This is a genomic window from Solibacillus sp. FSL W8-0372 (assembly GCF_037969735.1).
Taxonomy (GTDB): Bacteria; Bacillota; Bacilli; order Bacillales_A; family Planococcaceae; genus Solibacillus; species Solibacillus faecavium.
The window spans coordinates 1,087,652-1,107,395 of sequence record NZ_CP150204.1; the positions used below are offsets into that span (position 1 = coordinate 1,087,652).

The window sequence follows — 19,744 nt, forward strand, 5'->3', positions numbered from 1 at the left end:
TTTATTTATTTCTGCAATTTTGCTAGTGTATACTTGTATAAACTTTAGTATTATAAGATATAATAGGAATTATTTTACAATAAACTTAGTAGGTGAATGATTGAATACATTAAATAAATTTTTGTTGTCATTTTGGGTCGTGTCATTAGGAATTTTAGTGGCCGTTATGGTAACGATGGATAAAGACACTCCGATAGTTATAGCAGAGGGGCAAATGACTACACCCGTTGAAGGCGGGAAAGAACAGCTTGCGCAAAGCAGCGATATTAAAGAAACGGTCGAACCAGTTACTGGGCTTGAACCGGTAAAGGAACCAGAGATTGAGCCACAGCCGGAGATTGTAAAAGAAACTATGCGTCTTGCGATGGTTGGAGATGTTCTGCTTCATTTGAGGCTTGCTCAATATGAGGATTTCACGTCATCTTTTGCAGCGGTGGCCCCAACTATGCAAAGCTATGATTATTTAATTGCAAATCAGGAATCCCCTCCAGTAGGGAACAATTATGCATTAAGTGGCTTCCCTCAATTCTCGAGCCCTCCTCATATTTTGCGCGATCTACAAAATGCAGGTGTAGATATGGTTACTATTGCAAATAACCATACCGTTGATAAAGGGGAAGGTGGTGTCCGTACATTTTTTGAAAACCTGGATGAGTACGGTATGCCTTACGTAGGGGCGTATAAAAATGCTGAAGATAAAGCGAATGACCGTATTATTGAAGTTGGGTCGATAAAAATCGGATTACTTGCCTATACATATGGCACTAACGGACTGTACTTACCAAAAGGCTCCCCATATATTATCAATTATATTGATGAGACAAAAATAAAGGCGGATATAGAATTATTAAAGGAAGAAGTAGATGTTGTAGCGGTTTCCATGCATTGGGGACCAGAATACGCTTATAGCGAAAGCGACTATCAGAAGCATTACGCAAAAGTTTTAAATGAGGCTGGGGCACATATTGTTCTCGGGACACATCCGCATGTGCTGCAGCCATACAAAAAACTCGTAACTGAACAGGGGCATGAAACGCATGTCTTTTATTCCCTAGGCAATTTCTTTTCAACGATTTTAACCATTCCGAACACTATGATTGGCGGGATCGCTAGCCTGGAAATTACGAAGGAAGGCGATGTTATTACGATTCGACAGCCCGAGCTCTATGCGACATCCGTATTGAAAGATACAGATGGTATTTACCGAGTATATCCTTTAAAAGATGTGGAACAACGATCTGTTCAAAATCTGGATTGGGTAAAGAAAATAATTGGTGATGAGGTAACCGTTTATTAAACATTTGATGTAGCGGTACGGTATAATAATACTATGAAAGAAATAGAAGGATGTGCAATAGATGCTACATAAATGGGAAGGCATCGTTTTAAAAGCGCGTGCTTACGGTGAATCAAACAAAATTGTTACGATTATGACTCGTGAAGCAGGAAAAGTGGCATGTATGGCGCGTGGAGCCAAGAAACCTACAAGCCGCCTTGCAGGTGTGACACAGCCTTTTATGCACGGCTCATTTTTAGTCCAGCGTACGTCAGGTATGGGAACTTTGCAGCAAGGGGAACATTTTAATTCAATGCGCCATATTCAAACGGACATTACGGCAACAGCCTATGCGAGCTACATTGTGGAAATTATCGATCGTTTAGTTGAAGAAGGTAGACCCGAGCAGTATGCCTTTGAAATTTTAATTCATGCGCTGAATGCGATTGAAGAAGGTTATGACCCTGAAGCGATTACATTATTTGTGGATTGGAAGATGCTTCCGTATGCGGGGGTGCAGCCAATTTTACATGCATGTGCCGGCTGTGGTGCAGTAGACGGGGAATTTGCTTTTTCATTTACACAAGGAGGCTTTATATGCCATCGTTGTTTTCATTTGGATCCGTATATTATCCGACTATCACCAACACAGTTAAAACTGATCCGCATGTTTTATACAGTGCCGATTGATCAAGTAGGCAAGCTTGAATTGAAGCCACAGACGAAGCAATTTATAAAGAAAATCGTCACGACAATCTATGAAGAGCAAACAGGAATACGGCTGAAATCACGAAGTTTTATAGAGCAATTAGAGCGTACACCTTTATTGCAGCGTGAAAAAAAGGAAGAAAACTGAATTAATTGCCTAGGAAATAAGCTAGTCAGATGGAGCGTTTCTACATTTGACTAGCTTTATTATTTGAAAGGGATGATGAAGGATGCAACAGTTTAAAAATGAAAATATAACGGTATTTCAAAGTGTGCTCTATCAAACAACGTCCGCGGTAGTTAAAACAGAACGGGCAATCATTTTAACTGACCCTAATTGGCTGCCGAATGAAATTGATGAAATAAAAGCCTACATACAATCGATTATGGGTGAACAGAAATTATTTATTATTTATACTCATAGTGATTTTGACCATATTATTGCAGCCGGAGCTTTTCCGAATGCTACAACAATAGCGAGTGAGGCATTTGTGAATCGCTCGGATAAAGAAAAGGTGTTAGAGGAAATACATCAATTTGATGCACAGTACTATATTCAAAGAGACTATCCGATTGTTTATCCAACAATTGATATTGTTATTAAAGAAGATGGCCAGATGGTTAATTTGGAAGATGCTTCATGCACATTTTACCTGGCACCCGGGCATACTCGGGACGGTTTATTTACTGTAGTGGAACCCTACGGAATTTTATTGGCGGGCGATTATTTATCGGATGTTGAGTTTCCCTTTATTGAGGATTTGCAGTGTTATAAGAATACATTACAAAAGGCAGCAGCAATTATGTCTGATAATAAAATTCAAACACTTGTGCCGGGGCATGGTCAGGTCACAAATAATTTGTTGGAGATTCGGAAGCGGTTGGATGATTCGATGTTATATCTAAATAATTTAGTGATGGAAATTGATCAGGAAGAAGCGTTGAGAAAGCAATATCCTTTTTATAAAGGGTTAAAAGAAATGCATGAGTTAAATAAAAAGATAGCTTTAATATAAAAAATCGCCAACTATCCCAAAAATTACGATAGTTGGCCTTTCGACGTGCGTATCGTAGAGGGGCATTATTTTTAAATTTCACGCGTACATTATGGCTTAAGGAAAACTGCTAAGATGGGTTTTTATAAGAACACTCGGAACAGAGTACATCAGTTCTTAGAATGTGTAGAAACCTCTCTTGTTCTTCTATAAAAGGAGAATGTGCAGAGTTTTCAAATGTATAAAATTTTTTAGATGGAGCTTCTATTTTTTCGTAAAAACGTTTTGCTTCCTTGTAGGATGTTTGGTAATCATACACACCATGTAAGATAAAAACAGGAACATCAAAACGAGGTGCTAACAATGTTGCATCGGCTTTTGCCATTGTTTCACCTAAAGAATCATAACTAAAAAAAATTCCCTTTGGTATGTTAAAACGCTCTTTCCAGGAATAATGATTACAAGTAAACAGATCCTTCATACCTTGCCAATTGGAATATCCCATTCTTTTCGTACCGCCCCCAAATTTGTTGAGATATCTTCCAAGTATTCTACGATAGCCCTGATTTTTATAAAAATCTCGATCAAACACAACAGATTGAATATCTTTCTCTGCCCTTTTATCACCTCGTTTACTCGCTGTCTCCAATAAAAATTCATAAGTTTGTTTATTGGAATCAAAATGCCTCCCAAATTGTCCTACCCCAATGTAAGCTAAATAATGCTCAGGATTTTGACTAACAACTATGCTTCCGAGCAACGTTCCCCAAGAGTGTCCGGATATATATATCTTCTTTTTATTGAACTTTTTCTTTAAGTAGTTAGTTATTATTAAGGAATCAGAAACCAATCTTTCTAACGTCACTTTGCCTTGGGTCGATGAGTTATAAGACATACCGGTGCCACGTTGTTCCCAATAACAAACTGTAAAGTATTCTGCCCATCTAAGTCCTGATTTTTTTAAGATTGAATACTGTGGAAATCCAGGTCCTCCATGCAAAAACAGGAGAACCGGATTTTGAAAATCTATTGATTCAATGAATAAACCATTTTGATGCCCTTCTATCTCCACATATTCTTTTATGAATTGAACAGTCCTCTCTTCTACCTTCAAAATCCTCCTCCTTAACTTTTAGGTTTCGTATACAGTAATTGTTAGGATTCATATTCAAAGAAGCCGATAATACGTCAATAAGAATTTTTGATTAAAGAAGGTTGACGTAACGTTATAGTTCACTACCCTCTAGCTGATTCATACGTTCCAATACCCGTCGTTTTCGGTAAAGCATCATGCCTGCTTCGGAGACATCTTGAATCATGGATTTATTAATAAATGCCCCGAAAATCATACCTGCCACCGGAATCATCTGGAACAGCTTCTTCATCCCAAAATTATCTCTGTACGTATAAAACACTTCTTGCCATCCTTGTAGTTGAGATACCATATTTTCTGCAGAGCGCCGCTGTTCATAGTTTTGGGCAAGTTCATTTAATATTGCCTCTTTACCAACAATATCGGATGAAGCGAACTGCAGACATTTTACAATAAAAATACGCTCTGTTTTTTCGTTCGGATCATAGCCATGGATAAGCGCAATTTCCTGTAACGTTTTTAAGGCAATTCCCAATATAACAGGGATATCAATTGCTAATGTGAATATTCCTCCAAAGCCTGTGGAAGCCCCCTGTACCGTAGCGATATTTGCCCGGTTTTTCTGCAGCTTTTCACTAAGAGCCACCATATCTTCTATCGGGATCTCCCCAATGTCTTTTATAGACGAAATTGAATGTAATGTATGCTTTTGGATATGGTTGATCATGGACTTTTCACTCACTAAATACTTACCGCCTGATTGCACATAGCTAACTAGCTCATCTACTAATACTGAAATTTTTTCCTGAATGAATTTTGGTGTTAGTTTATCAAGCATTTTGAATGGAATACGACCAATTTTTTCCCAAAACCATAAACCGCTTTGATCCTTTTCCCATTCTTGAATTGCCTGCAAATAATTCTCCAACTGTTGTTTAGTTTCCAAGGTTCGCCCTCCTAATGGACTTGCTATTCAATTTACGAATAAGAGCAGAAAAGGTTTCATCGGAGTTACTCAAATTGTGTTAATAGAGGAGCTACATCTTCTTTTAACCGTTCATAAAACAATTCTTCGAGTTTTAAATGGTCATGATGCTGCTTTTGTTCGAAAAGACTATACATTTTATCAATTTTCTCGTTAGAAAAGCGGAAGTGGTGGTTGAAATGGTCGCGTTTATTGTCTTCGCTTAAATGCATATAGCCCCGAATGATTGTATAAAGCTGATTGTATTTCTTGTTGGCCTGCTCATAAGCTTCTCTACTTAGACAGCCTAAAGCACTGCTTGGGTCGTCATGGCTACGGTAAAAATCCTTTGCTTCCCGATAGGCTTCTAACTGCATATTCGCTGTGTAGAGAATGTGATGCTGCCCACGATGGTCCGGGCATTCGAAATGGAGGATCGCTTTGACGAGTCGAGAGATTTTATCATACGTATCTAATGGTTTTACAGATTTTTCTTTTAACTGAAAAAACATACTTCCACCCCATTATTTATCTTTTCAGAAAATTATAGCTTATTTTTAGGTGAAATGTTAGCAATCTCTTTCTATTTTTACAGAATAATAACAAAGATTGATATTGTAAAAAACTGCTCGTTTAGGAGTGAAAAAGCTATAAAAAACTAAAATATTGTAGAATAATTTTGACAATTCAGAAATTTATTACGTATAATATCGGTATGAGAAAGTAGTTACACAATATGCGTAATGGAGGTTATTTTATGAATCTACCTAAAGTTCAATTTACAGAAGAACAAAAACAATTTAGACAGGAAGTACGAAGCTTTTTAAAACAACATATTGAGAAAGGGACATTTGAGACTCGTTGTGACTCATGGTTAAGCGGTTCAAATCCTGATTTCTCTAAACTTGTAGCAGAGCAGGGCTGGATAGGGATGACGTGGCCGAAGCAGTATGGAGGTAAAGAACGCAGTACGTTAGACCGTTACATTTTAACGGAAGAGTTTTTGGCATATGGAGCTCCGGTAGCTGCCCATTGGTTCGCTGACCGTCAAACAGGACCGCTTCTACTGCGTTTTGGTACAGAATATCAAAAGGAATTCTTCTTGCCGAAAATTGTAAAGGGTGAATGTTTCTTCGCCATTGGGTTAAGTGAAACGAATAGTGGATCAGATTTAGCTTCTGTTGCAACACGTGCCGAAAAAGTGGAAGGTGGCTGGATTGTAAATGGGGCAAAAACTTGGTCGAGCAATGCCCAGGATTCGCATTACATGGTAACGCTTATTCGAACAGAACCATTAGGTGAAAAAAAGCATGAAGGTCTTTCACAGTTTATTATCGATTTGAAAGGTGAGGGAGTAACTATTACACCAATCCGCTATTTAACGGGGGAGCCACATTTCAATGACGTATTTTTCGATAATGTATTTGTTCCGGACGAAATGGTCGTCGGAACGCTCGGTAATGGGTGGAAGCAAGGTTTGGCAGAGCTGGCATTTGAACGTAGTGGGCCAGAGCGTATTTTAAGTACATTCCCGCTTTTAAATGAAGCGATTGAAGAATTAAAGAAAAAGAGAGATCTTTCCGGGTTGGAAGAGGCAATGAAACTAGTTGCAGAGCTTTGGTCATTGCGCAATTTATCTATCGGTGTGGCTAAGGTACTGGAAGAAGGCGGCGAAGTAATTATTCCTGCAGCACTTGTAAAAAGTATCGGCACTAAATTTGAACAGAAAATTCCGGAGATCGTACGTTTATTGCTAGATGTATATCCAAATCTTCAAAGCGAAAAAGAAATTGAACGCTATTTGGCAGAATCGATTTTACATTCCCCGGGGTTCACAATTCGTGGTGGCACATCCGAGGTTCTATACGGAATTTTAGCGAAGGGGGTTGTTGCACAATGAGTGAAATAAAGGACATGGTCGTAGAAGTAGTGGAAAAAGTACTGAAAGATAAAGTTGAGAAAGAAACGGTAGATTTACTGGAGGAAAATTTGTGGGCTGAAAATGTATGGCAACTATTACTTGAAAATGAATTGCACAATGTAGCAGTCAGTGAAGAAGATGGGGGCGCAGGCGGAGATATTGAAGATTTGCTTGCACTGTATGGACTGATTGGAAAGTATGCTGCACCCGTTCCGTTTATTGAGCATACGTTAGCAAACTATTTACTGAAACAGATTGATATAAAAGGGTATGAGCAGTTGACAACCTACAGTATTACTACACCACTTCAGCTTAAAGAAGATACTTTGTTTGGGACGGTAAAACATGTTCCATGGGCTAAATATGCAGAGAAAATCGTTGTCTTGGCACAGGAAGGTTCACAGCAATTTATCGTCGTTGCCGATCTGGAAAATGTGTTACTGAAAAACGGGACTAACCTTGCAGCAGAACCAAGGTCGGAAGCTGTTTTTGAAAAAGTGAAAGCGCTTCAAAAAGTATCGATTACCGCACAACAGTATGTGGCTCTATCGAAATTAGTTACAGCAGCATCTGTCAGTAAAATGAACGGTGCACTTACGACAGCATTCCAACTAAGTGTGCAATTCAGCAAGGAGCGCGAGCAATTTGGTCGTCCGATTCATCGATTCCAGCTCGTGCAGCAGCATTTGGCAAATATGGCTGGCGAACAGACATTGATGACGGTAGCAACGAACAATGTCCAAACATTATTGGTCGATGGTCAAGAAAAGGTTGAAGTAGCGTATTCGCGATTAAGAATGGATGATGCAAGCCGCGCAGTTGCCACTGCCGCACATCAGGTTCATGCAGCAATCGGCGTTACGCACGAGCATCGATTACATCAATTTACACGCCGTTTATGGGCTTGGAGAGATGAGGAATTTACGGCGCGCTATTGGAAGCAGCAGTTAGCTAAGCAGGTGCTAGAGTCGAAAATGGATTTATGGGAAAGTATGACAGAACAAAATGAAGCGCATGTTCATGCATAAGGAGGAAGAAAATATGGCGGATTTATTATTTGATGTGAAGGATCATATTGCAACGATTACACTAAATCGTCCAGATAGTATGAATGCATTTAGCGAAGAAATGATTTTATCGTGGATTAAGGCTTTGGAAGAAGTCCGGGATAATGATGATATACGTGTTGTCATTTTAAAAGGAAACGGCAAAGCATTTTGCGCTGGTGGTGATGTGAAGGCGATGATTGCTGGAAATGGATTTTTCAATAGTGAAGAAGACATTACTTCAACAGCTTTGGCTCGTAAAAACTCGTTATGGAAAAAGGTTCAGCGTGTCCCGCTTCTCCTTGAAGAAATCGATAAGCCGGTCATTGCACAAATGCATGGCTTTGCGATGGGTGCGGGGCTTGATATGGCATTAATGTGTGATATCCGAATTGCTGCACAATCTGCTAAGTTCTCAGAAAGCTATATTAATGTTGGGATTGTTCCAGGAGACGGCGGTGCGTATTTTTTACCTCGTATTGTAGGGATCGATCAGGCGCTTGATATGTTATGGACAGCGCGCGTACTAACAGCCGAGGAAGCGAAGGAAACACGTTTAGTTACTTACGTTGTCAATGACGATGAACTTGAGGATTATACGCTGAACTATGCGGAAAAATTAGCTGCTGGACCAATTGAATCAATAAAAATTATTAAGCGTGCGGTTTACCAAAGCCAAACAATGAGCCTACGTTCGTCGCTGGATTATATTTCTTCTAAAATGGGCCTAGTAACGGAATTACCGACATACGAAGAAGGGGTTAAAGCGATTGTAGAAAAACGAAAAGCCGTATTTAAATAATACATCTGAAAAGGGGTATGCGGATGAAGAAAAAATTGCTCGCAGCTATTTCGATTGCTGCTATGTTGTTAGTAGGTTGTCAAAGTAATATTGAGCGATATGGAGAGCCGTTAATTTTTACAACAGGTACCACTACGGGTGTTTTCTATTCACTTGGTGCAGGAATCTCTACTATGTGGACAAATGAATTGGAAAAGCGTGTCGCTTCACAAGCATCAAATGGAAGTATAGAAAACTTGAATTTAATGCGAAAAGGCGAGGCGAATATTTCCTTTACTACAGTCAATATTGCATATGAAGCTTACAACGGTGTAGGAAGCTTCGAAGGAAGGCAATATGAGAACATTCGTATACTAGGAAACTTATATCCAAATATTAGTCATATTATTGTGAAAAAAAACGATAAATATAAAACGATTGAAGATTTAAAAGGATCGAGCTTCGTATTCGGAGCAGCAGGGAGTGCCACTGAAGTGGAATCCCGACTTGTTCTTGAGGCACATGGTATTGGAGAAAATGATATTAAAGCCAACTATGTAGGGTTTACGGAAGCTACGGATTTAATGCGAAATGGTCAAGTGGAAGGTGTCAATATATACACAGGGGTCCCGGCAGCTGCTGCAACAGAGCTTATCTCAACAGTAGATTCAAGAGTATTAAGCATGTCTGACAGCGCAATTGACTATTTAGTAGAAGAATACCCTTGGAACTTTGCCTATACAATCGAGCCAAACACTTATGATAAACAGCCGGAAGCGATTCAAACTGTCGGTCAATACAGTACGATCGTCATTGACGAAAGTGTAAGTGACGAAACGGTTTATCAGTTAACGAAAGCGTTATGGGAAAACTTAAGCTCACTTGAAAAATCCTACAGTATTGCAAAGCAGTTCAGTCCGGAAAATGCGGTGTCAGGAACAGCGGATGTTCCACTTCATCCAGGAGCAGAGCGCTATTACCGTGAAATTGGTGTTGTCGAATAAAAGTAAAGTGATAAGGAGGAAACTATATGACTGGAAAATCTCTTGAAAAAGATGAGCTACAGCAGCTAATGGATCTCGAAGATAAAAATATAAATTCCCGTACCTATGTTGGCTTATTTGGCAAAATTGTTATTGGAGTTGCAATTGTTTGGTCTATTTTCCAAATTTATATGAGCAGTATCGGTGTAATGGAAGCAACAAAGTTCCGTGCCTGGCATTTAGGATTTCTACTTTTATTTAGCTTTATATTTTATCCGGCAACAAAGAAAAGTGTAGGGACGAGAAGATTGCCAACATGGTTTGATAGCATTTGTATTACATTATCGATATTCGTGACGCTATATTTTGTTATTGTATACGATATTTTAGTTCGGGACCGCGCAGGGGAAAATACGGTTCTTGATCTATGGGTCGGCGCAATAGCTATTATATTACTGTTTGAGGCAGCACGCCGCGTTGTCGGTAATGCTCTGACATTAATTGCGATGTTCTTCTTAGCCTACAACTTCTTCGGTGCATATATTCCAGGTATTCTAGGACATTACGGATTCAGCTTAGAACGTATTATCAATATTATGTTCTGGGGTGGACAAGGTATTTTCGGTACTGCACTTGGTGTATCGGCAACATACATTTTCATTTTCGTACTGTTTGGTGCCTTCTTGAAAAATAGTGGCTTTTCAGATTTCATTAATGACCTGGCGCTAACAATTGCAGGGCGTACAGCAGGTGGCCCGGCAAAGGTTGCGGTATTTGCAAGTGCACTTATGGCGACGATTAGCGGAAGTGCTGTAAGTAATGTTGTTACAACCGGTACTGTTACGATCCCAATGATGAAAAAGGCGGGTTATTCGAAAAAATTTGCCGGGGCTGTAGAGGCTGTTGCTTCGACAGGGGGTTTAATTGCTCCGCCAGTCATGGGTGCAGCTGCTTTCATTATGGCAGAATACATAGGTGTTTCGTATTCAGTCGTGATGTTGGCTGCCATTATACCGGCAGTTCTCTACTATTTAACGTTGTTTATGATCGTCCATTTTGAAGCGAAAAAAATGGGGTTATCAGGTATTTCAAAAGAAAATATTCCCGTTGCCAAGCAAGTTTTAAAAAATGGCGGCCACTTATCAATTCCATTAATTATTTTATTATTTATGTTGTTTGCCGGATTTTCACCAATATATGCAGCAATCTTTGCGTTATTTGCAGTAGTGCCGACAGCGGCTATTCGAAAACATACACGTATGAGCTTGAAAACGGTGATTGATTCGGTTGTTGAAGGAGTCAAAGGAGCGATTAGTGTAGGAATAGCCTGTGCGATTGTAGGCATTGTCATTGCAACAATTACATTGACAAGTATCGGCTTAATCATCGGTAATAACGTATTAAGCTTTGCTGGAGACAGTGTCATGCTTGCGGCTATTTTAACAGCAGTTATTAGTATCGTATTAGGGATGGGTATTCCAGCTACTGCAGCATATATTATTGTGGCAACCATTTCAGTACCGATCTTAACTCAATTAGGTGTACCGGCAATTGCAGCCCATATGTTTGCCTTTTACTTTGCTGCTTTATCCAGTATTACACCACCTGTAGCATTAGCACCATATGCAGCTGCCGGTATTGCAGGTGAATCGCCGAATAAAGTATCGTTTGAATCGGTTCGCTTAGGGTTGATTGGCTTTATTGTACCGTTCTTCTTCATTTTCAATCCGGCCCTTCTGCTCACAGGCGGAACAATCGGAGAATACATTATAGCGGCAATTACAGCATGTATCGGTGGCGTATCGATCGCGGCTGGTATTAAAGGGTATTTACTTCGCCGAACATATTTTATGGAGCGTCTTGTTTTCTTTTTCGCAGGAATTGCGCTAATGGATACAACTTTAATTTATAACCTAATAGCATTGGCAATGATCGCTATTGCAGTTACAACACAAATTATGATGAAGCAGCCTGAACGTAAAGTTGTACCATCGTTAATAAAAGGTGAAGAAGCGAGGTGATGGGGATGCGCCCATTGGAAAATATTAAAATATTGGATTTATCCCGTGTCTATGCGGCACCAGCAGGAACGATGATTTTAGCGGATTTAGGTGCAGAGGTTATTCGAATCGAGCATCCGAATGGTTCTGACAGTATGCGTGATTGGGGTCCGTTCATAAATGGTGAGAGCACCTATTATATTAGTGCCAATCGTAATAAAAAGTCGATTATCTTAAACTTAAAGGATACTTCGGATAAAGAGGTCCTATTGGATTTAGTAAAAGAGTCGGATGTTATTATTGATAACTTTAAAACGGGCGATATGAAAAAGATGGGGCTCGATTATGAAAATCTTAAACAAATTAATCCGCGCATTATTCAATGCTCTGTGACCGGCTTTGGTCAAACGGGACCTCTTGCCAATGAGCCCGGTTTTGATCCAGTCATTCAGGCGATGAGCGGCTTAATGGATGTAACAGGACATCCGGATGGGGAAGCGACGAAAGTAGGAGTGCCAATTGCTGATATTTTAACGTCCCATTATGTAGTAATCGGTATTCTATCAGCATTGCGCATGCGTGATTTAACGGGGCGAGGTCAGTTTATCGACTTAGCACTGCTTGACGTACAGATGAGCTCCCTTGCGAATATTTCAAGTGCCTATTTAAATACAGGCTTCGAATCATCGAGGCTCGGTAACAAACATAATAACGTAGCACCGTATCAAGTATTTGAATGCGCAGATGGTCCGCTCATGTTTTGTGTAGGGACCGAAGATCAATTTAGAAAGTTTTGTGAAATGGTTAATCGATGTGAGTGGACTATGGATGAACGTTTTAAAACGAATACGCTACGTAAGCAAAATGAACCTGTATTGACGGCGTTAATTTCTGAGGTTACTAAAACAAAAACCCGTGATGAATGGATCAAGTTATTGCAGCAGTTTAAAATTCCGGGTGGACGCGTCAATACTGTAGCAGAGGCGTTTCAACAACCTCAAGTTATTGCACGCAATTTAATAGGGGAGATGGATCATCCAGTATACGGTACTGTAAAATTTGTGAAAAATCCCTTGCAATATTCCGAATTGAATATTTCCTACGATAGCGGCCCACCACTTTTGGGTGAGCATACAGAAGAAATTTTGAAAATGAATAAAAGCTGAAGTATAAAGATTTTGCCATAGAATAAATGGCGAAAAAGGTAATTGTGACTTTTAGCATAAGCCCTTCTTTTTTCTTCCAATTAATTTTGATACTATTAGGAAAAGGGGGCGTCTGGATGGAGCAAAACAAGTTTGAAAAAATGTATTTAATGCAAACCGTACAAAAAACAATAGTTATACTGCGTGCCTTCACAAAAGAACAACCAAAGCTTTCTTTAACAGAATTAAATAAAAAAACTGGGATCGGCTTATCAAGTCTACAAAGATTTGTAGCTACTTTAGTATACGAAGGATTTCTGATTCGAGATGAACGCACAAAACATTATCAACTAGGCTTATCATTAATTCACTTAGGGAAGTTAGTGGAGGAAGAATCTAGCATTATTACAATTGCGCAGCCTATCCTTCAGCAGCTTAACCACATAACAAATGAAAGTATTTCGATGAGTATTATTGATGGCAATGAGCGCCGTTGTATTATGAACATCGAAAGTAATTTTGCATTATCAGCCCGTAATCATGTAGGAGATACGTCGCCGCTATATGCAGGCGCCTCTGCAAAATCGTTACTGGCCTTTTTACCTCAGGAAGAAATCGATGAATATTTGAATAATGTAAGTTTGCAGCGTGTGACAGAAAATACAGTTGTTGATCGTGAAAAGTTGATGCAGGAGTTGCAGCGAGTACGTGAACAACAATACATTTTCACAAGAGCAGAGCGTATTGTTGGAGCCTGTTCGTTCAGTACAGCTATTATTTCAAATGGAAGACCGATTGCATCCATTGCGATTATTATTCCGGAAGCACGTTTTGATGAGGGGCAATTTGATACGTTGCGCGACTTGATCCTGCAGGCGAAATTCGATATTGAAAAGCAGCTGAATAAATGAAACAATCCAACCGTGTTAGAATCGGTTGGATTGTTTTTATTTTTGCGAGAAGATGGCGGTGGGGGAAAGCTCTAACTGGATAAATAGAGGGAGAAATTACGGTTATTCAGAAAAAAATTAAAAAAAGGGCCAAAATAAGCGGAGAAAGTCCGTCTATTGACTCGAAAAACATGGATAGGAAGGAGTTTTGCGTAACATAAGCGGAAAATCTCCCCTTATTTATTCAAAAATGAGCGCGATTTTTAAAATAACAGCAAAAACTCCGCTTATTTTCATTGCTCAGTTCATATTGAAGTTACTAAATATAATAGGGTAAGAAAAAAAGCACTTTCTATTCGAAAACGAACGGAAAGTGCCTTAATTATCCATATTTATTTGGGAATTAGAATACTAAATGCTTCTCAATATAAGCCTTAACTTCCGCAATCGGCATGCGGAAAGCGTGTGCTTCTGCGGTTGCCGTAAACGTCAATCCTCGTCGCAAATCCGCATGCCTACTGTAAACTATAATTAAATTTGATACTTAGAATACTAAATGCTTCTCAATATAAGCCTTAACATCAGCAATCGGCATGCGGATTTGTTCCATTGAATCGCGGTGGCGAACTGTTACTTGGCCGTCTTCTTTTGAATCGAAATCGTACGTGATACAGAATGGTGTACCGATTTCATCTTGGCGGCGGTAACGTTTACCGATTGATTGAGACTCGTCGAAGTCAACTGGGAAAGATTTACGTAAGTCAGCCCATACTTCGCCTGCTTCGTCTGATAATTTTTTCGATAATGGTAACACTGCTGCTTTGAATGGTGCTAGTGCAGGGTGGAAACGTAATACGGTACGTTTGTCATCGCCTTCTAACGCTTCTTCATCATAAGCGTCACATAAAAATGCTAATGTTACACGGTCAGCACCTAAAGATGGCTCGATGCAGTATGGTACATAGCGTTCGTTTGTAATTGGATCAATGTACGTGAAATCTTCACCTGAATGCTCCATATGTTGTTTTAAGTCGAAGTCTGTACGGTCAGCGATACCCCATAGCTCGCCCCAGCCGAATGGGAAGCGGAATTCGATATCAGAAGTTGCATTTGAGTAGTGAGACAACTCATCTTCCTCATGGTCACGCATACGCATAGATTCTTCGTTCATGCCTAAGTTTAATAACCAGTTTTTACAGAAGTTTTTCCAGTATTCGTGCCACTCTAAGTCTTCACCTGGCTTACAGAAGAATTCTAACTCCATTTGTTCAAATTCACGTGTACGGAATGTGAAGTTACCTGGTGTAATTTCGTTACGGAAAGATTTACCTACTTGTGCGATACCAAATGGTGTACGTTTACGCATAGAACGTTGAACATTTTTGAAGTTCACGAAGATCCCTTGTGCTGTTTCAGGACGTAGGAAGATTTCGTTTGTTGAAGATTCAGTTACACCTTGGAACGTTTTGAACATTAAGTTGAATTGACGGATGTCTGTGAAATCGATTTTGCCACAATCAGGACAAGCTACTACAAGCTCTTCCATTTTTGCTTTCATTTGGTCGAATGTCATACCGTCAACGATGATTTCTTCGCCCGTTTTAGCTAAGTTAGCATCCTCGATTAATTTGTCCGCACGGTGACGAGCTTTACAAGATTTACAGTCGATCATTGGGTCGTTGAAGTTACCAACGTGACCAGAAGCAACCCAAGCTTTTGGATTCATTAAAATTGCTGCGTCTAATCCTACGTTGTGTTCAGATTCCTGAACGAATTTTTGCCACCAAGCTTTTTTAACGTTGTTTTTTAATTCCACACCTAGTGGACCGTAATCCCAAGTGTTTGCTAAACCACCGTAAATTTCAGATCCAGGGAATACGAATCCGCGATGTTTTGCTAATGATACAATAGTTTCCATTGATTTTTCTGCCATGAAAAATCCCTCCTAATAAATATTAATATACGTTGGCGCAGTGTCCGAATTTCTTTGGCACGCGCTGCAAGAAGATAAAAAGCACCCGTCTCCGGGCACAAACTTCATGCCCGGGGACGAGTGCATCATGACGATATACCCGCGGTTCCACCCCGCTTGTTTTTAAATAAATAAAAACCTCTTTTATAAAATGAGCTCAGGGGTGCCGTTTCTCAATTCGCTGTAGGCTTGCACTATCCCTACTCGCTCATGTTAGAATTGATACTTATTATTCCCTTCATCGCTTACATATGAAATTAAATTGTTCGCTCATATTGTAGCATGGGATTGTTTTCTTCGCAATATAGAAGAAAATAGTATATAATAATTGAGGAAAAAGTATAACATTATTTGAAGCGGGTGAGTCCAATCGAACTCAATAAACGTCAAGATGCAATCTTGCAAATTGTAAAAGAAAATGGTCCTATTACGGGCGAACATATTGCCGAGCGCCTTGGTTTAACACGGGCTACATTAAGACCGGACTTAGCCATATTAACGATGGCAGGTTTTTTAGATGCGCGACCTCGTGTCGGCTATTTTTATGCGGGAAAAAAATCAACGGCTGCCTTTACAGAATCGATGCTAAATTTAAAAGTTAAAGATTTCCAGTCCGTTCCTGTAGTTGTTTCAGAAGAGATGACAATATATGAAGCTATAATACATATGTTCTCTGAAGATGTAGGGACTCTGTTTGTAGTTGATAAAAATGAAATGCTGCAAGGTGTATTATCGCGAAAAGACTTATTACGTTCCAGTATCGGGACTCAGGATTTAAATAAAATGCCTGTGCATATCATTATGACGAGAATGCCGAATATCGCTTATTGTCTTAAATCCGATTCATTAGTAAACACAGCTAAAGTATTAATTGAACGGGAAATTGATTCCGTGCCGGTTGTAGAAGAGACAGAGCAAGGTCTAATTATTACTGGACGATTAACGAAAACGAGTATTACACGTGCGTTTATTTCATTAGCTGAAACGCATGATTTATAGGTGATTTTATGAAAAAATTGACAATATTTGTCGTATCCGATTCTGTTGGGGAAACAGGAGAAGCGGCTGTTAAAGCAGTTGTTAGCCAATTCCGACCAAACTTCGAAAAAGTAAGAATTCGTAAGTTTCCACATATAACACATATAGATGTGCTTGAAAAAATTGTGCAGATTGCTCAAACAAATGGGGCGACCATTGTATTTACGCTAGTTGAAAAGAACATGCGTCTTGCCCTACTAAAAATTGCTATGGAATATAACGTACCTGTTATTGACCTATTAGGTTCAATGCTCGATTTAATCGAAACTTCCTTTGATGAGAAGCCTTTGCAAAAGCCTGGTTTAGTGCATCAATTGGATGATGACTACTTTAAGAAAATCGAAGCGATAGAATTTGCTGTGAAATATGACGACGGACAAGATCCGCGCGGTATTTTACTGGCCGATATTGTACTAATTGGTGTATCAAGAACATCAAAAACACCTTTATCCCAATATTTGGCACATAAAAGATATAAAGTAGCGAACGTTCCACTTGTACCTGAAGTTAAGCCGCCTATAGAATTAATGCAAATCGATCCGAAAAAGTGTTTTGGGTTAGTCATTACGCCTGAAAAGTTAAATAACATTCGAAAAGAGCGCTTAATTACATTAGGTTTAACAGAAGATGCTTTTTATGCACAACATAATAGAATTGAAGAAGAAATTCGCTACTTTTATAGCATTGTCGATAAAATTGGCTGTCGTGCCATTGACGTGACGAATCGTGCTGTAGAAGAGACAGCCCATAAAATATTAGATATGCTAGAGCTTGAATGTAAATAGACTCTAAAGCCACCTCTTGACGACTAGAAGGGGAGGTTTTTTTAGTGGGACAATATTTTATTCTTTTGATATATTAATATTTATACTTTTGGTCTAGTTAAAACTCATAGATATCGATAAAATTCGTTTTAATTAGCCTTTTTTCTTATATTTTTTACGAAAAATTATAGCAACAGTAGTCTTTTTGTTTTATAATATTAAAATTGTGGTAAAAATATTAATTATAGAGTAATTACAAATTTGTTTTATAAATTTTGTCGTATTTTAGAGGATTTTTGTAATTTATCTCGAATAGTGTAGATGGTGATAATGTGGCTGGAAAAATACCTGAACATGTGATTGAACAAATTCGCTCGCAGTCGGATATAGTCGATGTTATAAGCGATTATATGCAATTGACGAAAAAAGGGCGCAACTATTTCGGCTTATGTCCGTTTCATGGAGAGCAAACACCTTCATTTTCAGTGTCAACCGACAAACAGATTTTTCATTGTTTTGGCTGTGGCGCTGGAGGAAATGCAATCACCTTTGTTATGGACATCGAACAATTGTCGTTTCCAGATGCACTTATTAAATTAAGTCAGCGTGCAGGGATTCCACTTGAAATGGAATTATCGTCCGAACAGACAATGTCGAATTCGACAGTTTCGAAAAAAGAACAGCAAATGAGGGAAGCTCATAATTTTGCAGTAGAGTTTTATCATCATATTTTGATAAACACTGAAGACGGCGAACCTGCATTAAATTATTTACTTGAAAGAGGATTTACACAGGAACAAATCGAAACACATCAAATAGGATGGGCTTTACCGAATTGGGATACGCTTTCAATATTATTGGAACGTAAAGGGTATGACTTATCGGAAATGGCTGAAAGCGGTCTTATTATTCAAAAAGAAAGCGACGGCAGCTATTTTGATCGTTTCCGTGGACGGATTATGTTTCCTATTCGAGATGAAAATGGAAAGCCAATAGCATTTTCAGGCAGGATTTTAAATACGGATGGCGAAGATGCTAAGTACCTGAATAGTCCTGAAACGCCTATCTTTCATAAAAGTCAAGTGCTTTATAATTTAGATAAGGCACGAGCATCAATTCGAAAAGTAAGACAAGTTATTTTAATGGAAGGCTTTATTGATGTATTGGCAGCTAATCGTGCAGGCATATTCAATGCAGTTGCAACGATGGGTACGTCGCTAACACCCCAGCATATTACAAAGCTCAAACGCTTAGTTCAGCAAGTTACAGTTTGCTATGATGGTGATAATGCTGGTTTTGAAGCGGCAAAGCGGGCTGCACAAATGCTCAATGAAGAAAAAATTAAAGTCGAAGTTGCTGTTATACCGGATAAACTTGACCCGGATGATTACATTCGTACACATGGTCAAGAAGCATTTAAAAACCAAATAATCGAAAAGCCACACGCGTATATTGCATTTATGATGATGCATGCTAAACGTGGCAAAAATTTTCAGTTTGAAAATGACACACTTCAGTACATTCAGGAAGTACTTGAGACGTTAAAAAATAATACTTCTCCTATTGAAAGAGATTTATACATTCGTCAACTTTCCAATGAGACTAATATTTCTCAAGAAGCGATTAATACGCAATTACGAAAAATCGCTGCGGATAATGTGAAAGAAAAAAAACGCGAACAAAGTACAGTGAATGTATCGAGTACGCAAATGCAGCGGGATCGCAAAAAAGATGCAACAGATCGTGCAGAAAGTATACTTTTAGCCTATATGTTGCATGATGTAAATATTGTGAACAAAGTGCTTCGAGAAGGAAATAATGAACCGTTCATTCATGAGGAATATTTATCCGTATTTGTACGTTTAATCGGATTTTACGAAGAATATGAAATGGCTGATTTTCATCGGTTCGTTGAAGTTTTAAATGATAATGATTTACGCAAAATTGTGATGGATGCTGCGTTACTTGAACGTGACCCTGATAATGGAGAAGCGGAAATTAACGATTGTTTAAAACAAATCGAAAAACGTCGATTAGAACTAAAAATAGAAGAACTAAAGCATAAACAAAAAGAAGCAGAAAAGATGCACGAGCATAGACGAGCACTTGAAATTGCCCAGCAAATTATCGAACTAAGCAGAAGGATAAAAATGGGCGTTTAACTCGAT

Annotated in this window: 17 protein-coding genes; 13 read left to right on the forward strand and 4 right to left on the reverse strand. The window is 39.0% G+C overall.

All coding sequences use genetic code 11. The features are described from left to right. The first annotated feature begins 100 nt into the window (after positions 1-100). From MKY13_RS05210 to MKY13_RS05220, 3 genes are all read left to right on the forward strand, one after another. Positions 101-1,297: a CapA family protein gene (locus MKY13_RS05210; RefSeq protein WP_339215616.1), complete on the forward strand. Its 1,197-nt coding sequence runs from the start codon at positions 101-103 to the stop codon at positions 1,295-1,297. A gap of 61 nt (positions 1,298-1,358) precedes the next feature. Beyond that, the gene (gene recO, locus MKY13_RS05215) at positions 1,359-2,132 is read left to right on the forward strand and encodes a DNA repair protein RecO (RefSeq protein WP_339215618.1); all 774 of its coding nucleotides are present in this window, start codon (positions 1,359-1,361) and stop codon (positions 2,130-2,132) included. A gap of 82 nt (positions 2,133-2,214) precedes the next feature. Next, on the forward strand, positions 2,215-3,000 hold the full coding sequence (locus MKY13_RS05220) for an MBL fold metallo-hydrolase (protein WP_339215620.1): 786 nt from the start codon (positions 2,215-2,217) through the stop codon (positions 2,998-3,000). 109 nt (positions 3,001-3,109) lie between these two features. On the opposite strand, the gene MKY13_RS05225 is transcribed toward MKY13_RS05220, so the two are convergent. The 3 genes from MKY13_RS05225 to MKY13_RS05235 form a co-directional block, all read right to left on the reverse strand. Continuing rightward, complete coding sequence (locus tag MKY13_RS05225) at positions 3,110-4,093, reverse strand: alpha/beta hydrolase (protein WP_339215622.1); 984 nt, start codon at positions 4,091-4,093, stop codon at positions 3,110-3,112. Positions 4,094-4,205: 112 nt separating this feature from the next. Next, on the reverse strand, positions 4,206-5,018 hold the full coding sequence (locus MKY13_RS05230; protein WP_339215624.1) for an EcsC family protein: 813 nt from the start codon (positions 5,016-5,018) through the stop codon (positions 4,206-4,208). A 65-nt stretch (positions 5,019-5,083) separates the two neighbouring features. Beyond that, positions 5,084-5,548: a hypothetical protein gene (locus tag MKY13_RS05235; protein WP_191698295.1), complete on the reverse strand. Its 465-nt coding sequence runs from the start codon at positions 5,546-5,548 to the stop codon at positions 5,084-5,086. Positions 5,549-5,793: 245 nt separating this feature from the next. Here MKY13_RS05235 and MKY13_RS05240 point away from each other — a divergent pair, with 245 nt between their 5' ends. The 7 genes from MKY13_RS05240 (at position 5,794) to MKY13_RS05270 (ending at position 13,823) form a co-directional block, all read left to right on the forward strand. Continuing rightward, on the forward strand, positions 5,794-6,936 hold the full coding sequence (locus MKY13_RS05240) for an acyl-CoA dehydrogenase family protein (RefSeq protein WP_339215627.1): 1,143 nt from the start codon (positions 5,794-5,796) through the stop codon (positions 6,934-6,936). Continuing rightward, a complete protein-coding gene (locus MKY13_RS05245; RefSeq protein WP_339215629.1) occupies positions 6,933-7,985 on the forward strand; it encodes an acyl-CoA dehydrogenase in 1,053 nt (350 codons plus the stop codon). The genes MKY13_RS05240 and MKY13_RS05245 overlap by 4 nt, the downstream gene beginning before the upstream one ends. Positions 7,986-7,998: 13 nt before the next feature. Then, entirely contained in the window at positions 7,999-8,805 is an 807-nt protein-coding gene (locus MKY13_RS05250) for an enoyl-CoA hydratase-related protein (protein ID WP_339215631.1), read from the forward strand. 23 nt (positions 8,806-8,828) lie between these two features. Beyond that, a complete protein-coding gene (locus MKY13_RS05255) occupies positions 8,829-9,788 on the forward strand; it encodes a TAXI family TRAP transporter solute-binding subunit (protein WP_339215633.1) in 960 nt (319 codons plus the stop codon). Between the two features lie 26 nt (positions 9,789-9,814). Beyond that, the gene (locus MKY13_RS05260) at positions 9,815-11,788 is read left to right on the forward strand and encodes a TRAP transporter permease (protein ID WP_339215635.1); all 1,974 of its coding nucleotides are present in this window, start codon (positions 9,815-9,817) and stop codon (positions 11,786-11,788) included. Between the two features lie 5 nt (positions 11,789-11,793). Continuing rightward, positions 11,794-12,933: a CoA transferase gene (locus MKY13_RS05265; RefSeq protein WP_339216853.1), complete on the forward strand. Its 1,140-nt coding sequence runs from the start codon at positions 11,794-11,796 to the stop codon at positions 12,931-12,933. 116 nt (positions 12,934-13,049) lie between these two features. Next, positions 13,050-13,823 carry an IclR family transcriptional regulator gene (locus MKY13_RS05270; RefSeq protein WP_339215637.1) on the forward strand — a complete coding sequence of 258 codons (774 nt, stop codon included), beginning with the start codon at positions 13,050-13,052 and terminating at the stop codon, positions 13,821-13,823. A gap of 523 nt (positions 13,824-14,346) precedes the next feature. Here the strand turns inward: MKY13_RS05270 and MKY13_RS05275 are convergent. After that, the gene (locus MKY13_RS05275) at positions 14,347-15,735 is read right to left on the reverse strand and encodes a glycine--tRNA ligase (protein ID WP_339215639.1); all 1,389 of its coding nucleotides are present in this window, start codon (positions 15,733-15,735) and stop codon (positions 14,347-14,349) included. 399 nt (positions 15,736-16,134) lie between these two features. Between MKY13_RS05275 and MKY13_RS05280 the strand changes: the two genes are divergently transcribed. The 3 genes from MKY13_RS05280 (at position 16,135) to dnaG (ending at position 19,738) form a co-directional block, all read left to right on the forward strand. Continuing rightward, entirely contained in the window at positions 16,135-16,773 is a 639-nt protein-coding gene (locus MKY13_RS05280; RefSeq protein ID WP_191698286.1) for a helix-turn-helix transcriptional regulator, read from the forward strand. Positions 16,774-16,781: 8 nt separating this feature from the next. Continuing rightward, entirely contained in the window at positions 16,782-17,597 is an 816-nt protein-coding gene (locus tag MKY13_RS05285; protein WP_191698285.1) for a pyruvate, water dikinase regulatory protein, read from the forward strand. Between the two features lie 311 nt (positions 17,598-17,908). After that, positions 17,909-19,738, forward strand: coding sequence for a DNA primase (gene dnaG, locus MKY13_RS05290; protein WP_339215642.1), 1,830 nt, complete (start codon positions 17,909-17,911; stop codon positions 19,736-19,738). Positions 19,739-19,744 lie beyond the last annotated feature (6 nt).

Excerpts from the sequence above, each read along its gene's own strand:
- MKY13_RS05250 (WP_339215631.1), top strand. The coding sequence starts at position 7,999 with ATGGCGGATTTATTATTTGATGTGAAGGATCATATTGCAACGATTACA.
- MKY13_RS05235 (WP_191698295.1), bottom strand. The coding sequence starts at position 5,548 with ATGTTTTTTCAGTTAAAAGAAAAATCTGTAAAACCATTAGATACGTAT.
- MKY13_RS05265 (WP_339216853.1), top strand. The coding sequence starts at position 11,794 with ATGCGCCCATTGGAAAATATTAAAATATTGGATTTATCCCGTGTCTAT.
- MKY13_RS05220 (WP_339215620.1), top strand. The coding sequence starts at position 2,215 with ATGCAACAGTTTAAAAATGAAAATATAACGGTATTTCAAAGTGTGCTC.
- MKY13_RS05275 (WP_339215639.1), bottom strand. The coding sequence starts at position 15,735 with ATGGCAGAAAAATCAATGGAAACTATTGTATCATTAGCAAAACATCGC.
- MKY13_RS05270 (WP_339215637.1), top strand. The coding sequence starts at position 13,050 with ATGGAGCAAAACAAGTTTGAAAAAATGTATTTAATGCAAACCGTACAA.
- MKY13_RS05245 (WP_339215629.1), top strand. The coding sequence starts at position 6,933 with ATGAGTGAAATAAAGGACATGGTCGTAGAAGTAGTGGAAAAAGTACTG.
- MKY13_RS05285 (WP_191698285.1), top strand. The coding sequence starts at position 16,782 with ATGAAAAAATTGACAATATTTGTCGTATCCGATTCTGTTGGGGAAACA.
- MKY13_RS05255 (WP_339215633.1), top strand. The coding sequence starts at position 8,829 with ATGAAGAAAAAATTGCTCGCAGCTATTTCGATTGCTGCTATGTTGTTA.
- recO (WP_339215618.1), top strand. The coding sequence starts at position 1,359 with ATGCTACATAAATGGGAAGGCATCGTTTTAAAAGCGCGTGCTTACGGT.
- MKY13_RS05240 (WP_339215627.1), top strand. The coding sequence starts at position 5,794 with ATGAATCTACCTAAAGTTCAATTTACAGAAGAACAAAAACAATTTAGA.
- MKY13_RS05260 (WP_339215635.1), top strand. The coding sequence starts at position 9,815 with ATGACTGGAAAATCTCTTGAAAAAGATGAGCTACAGCAGCTAATGGAT.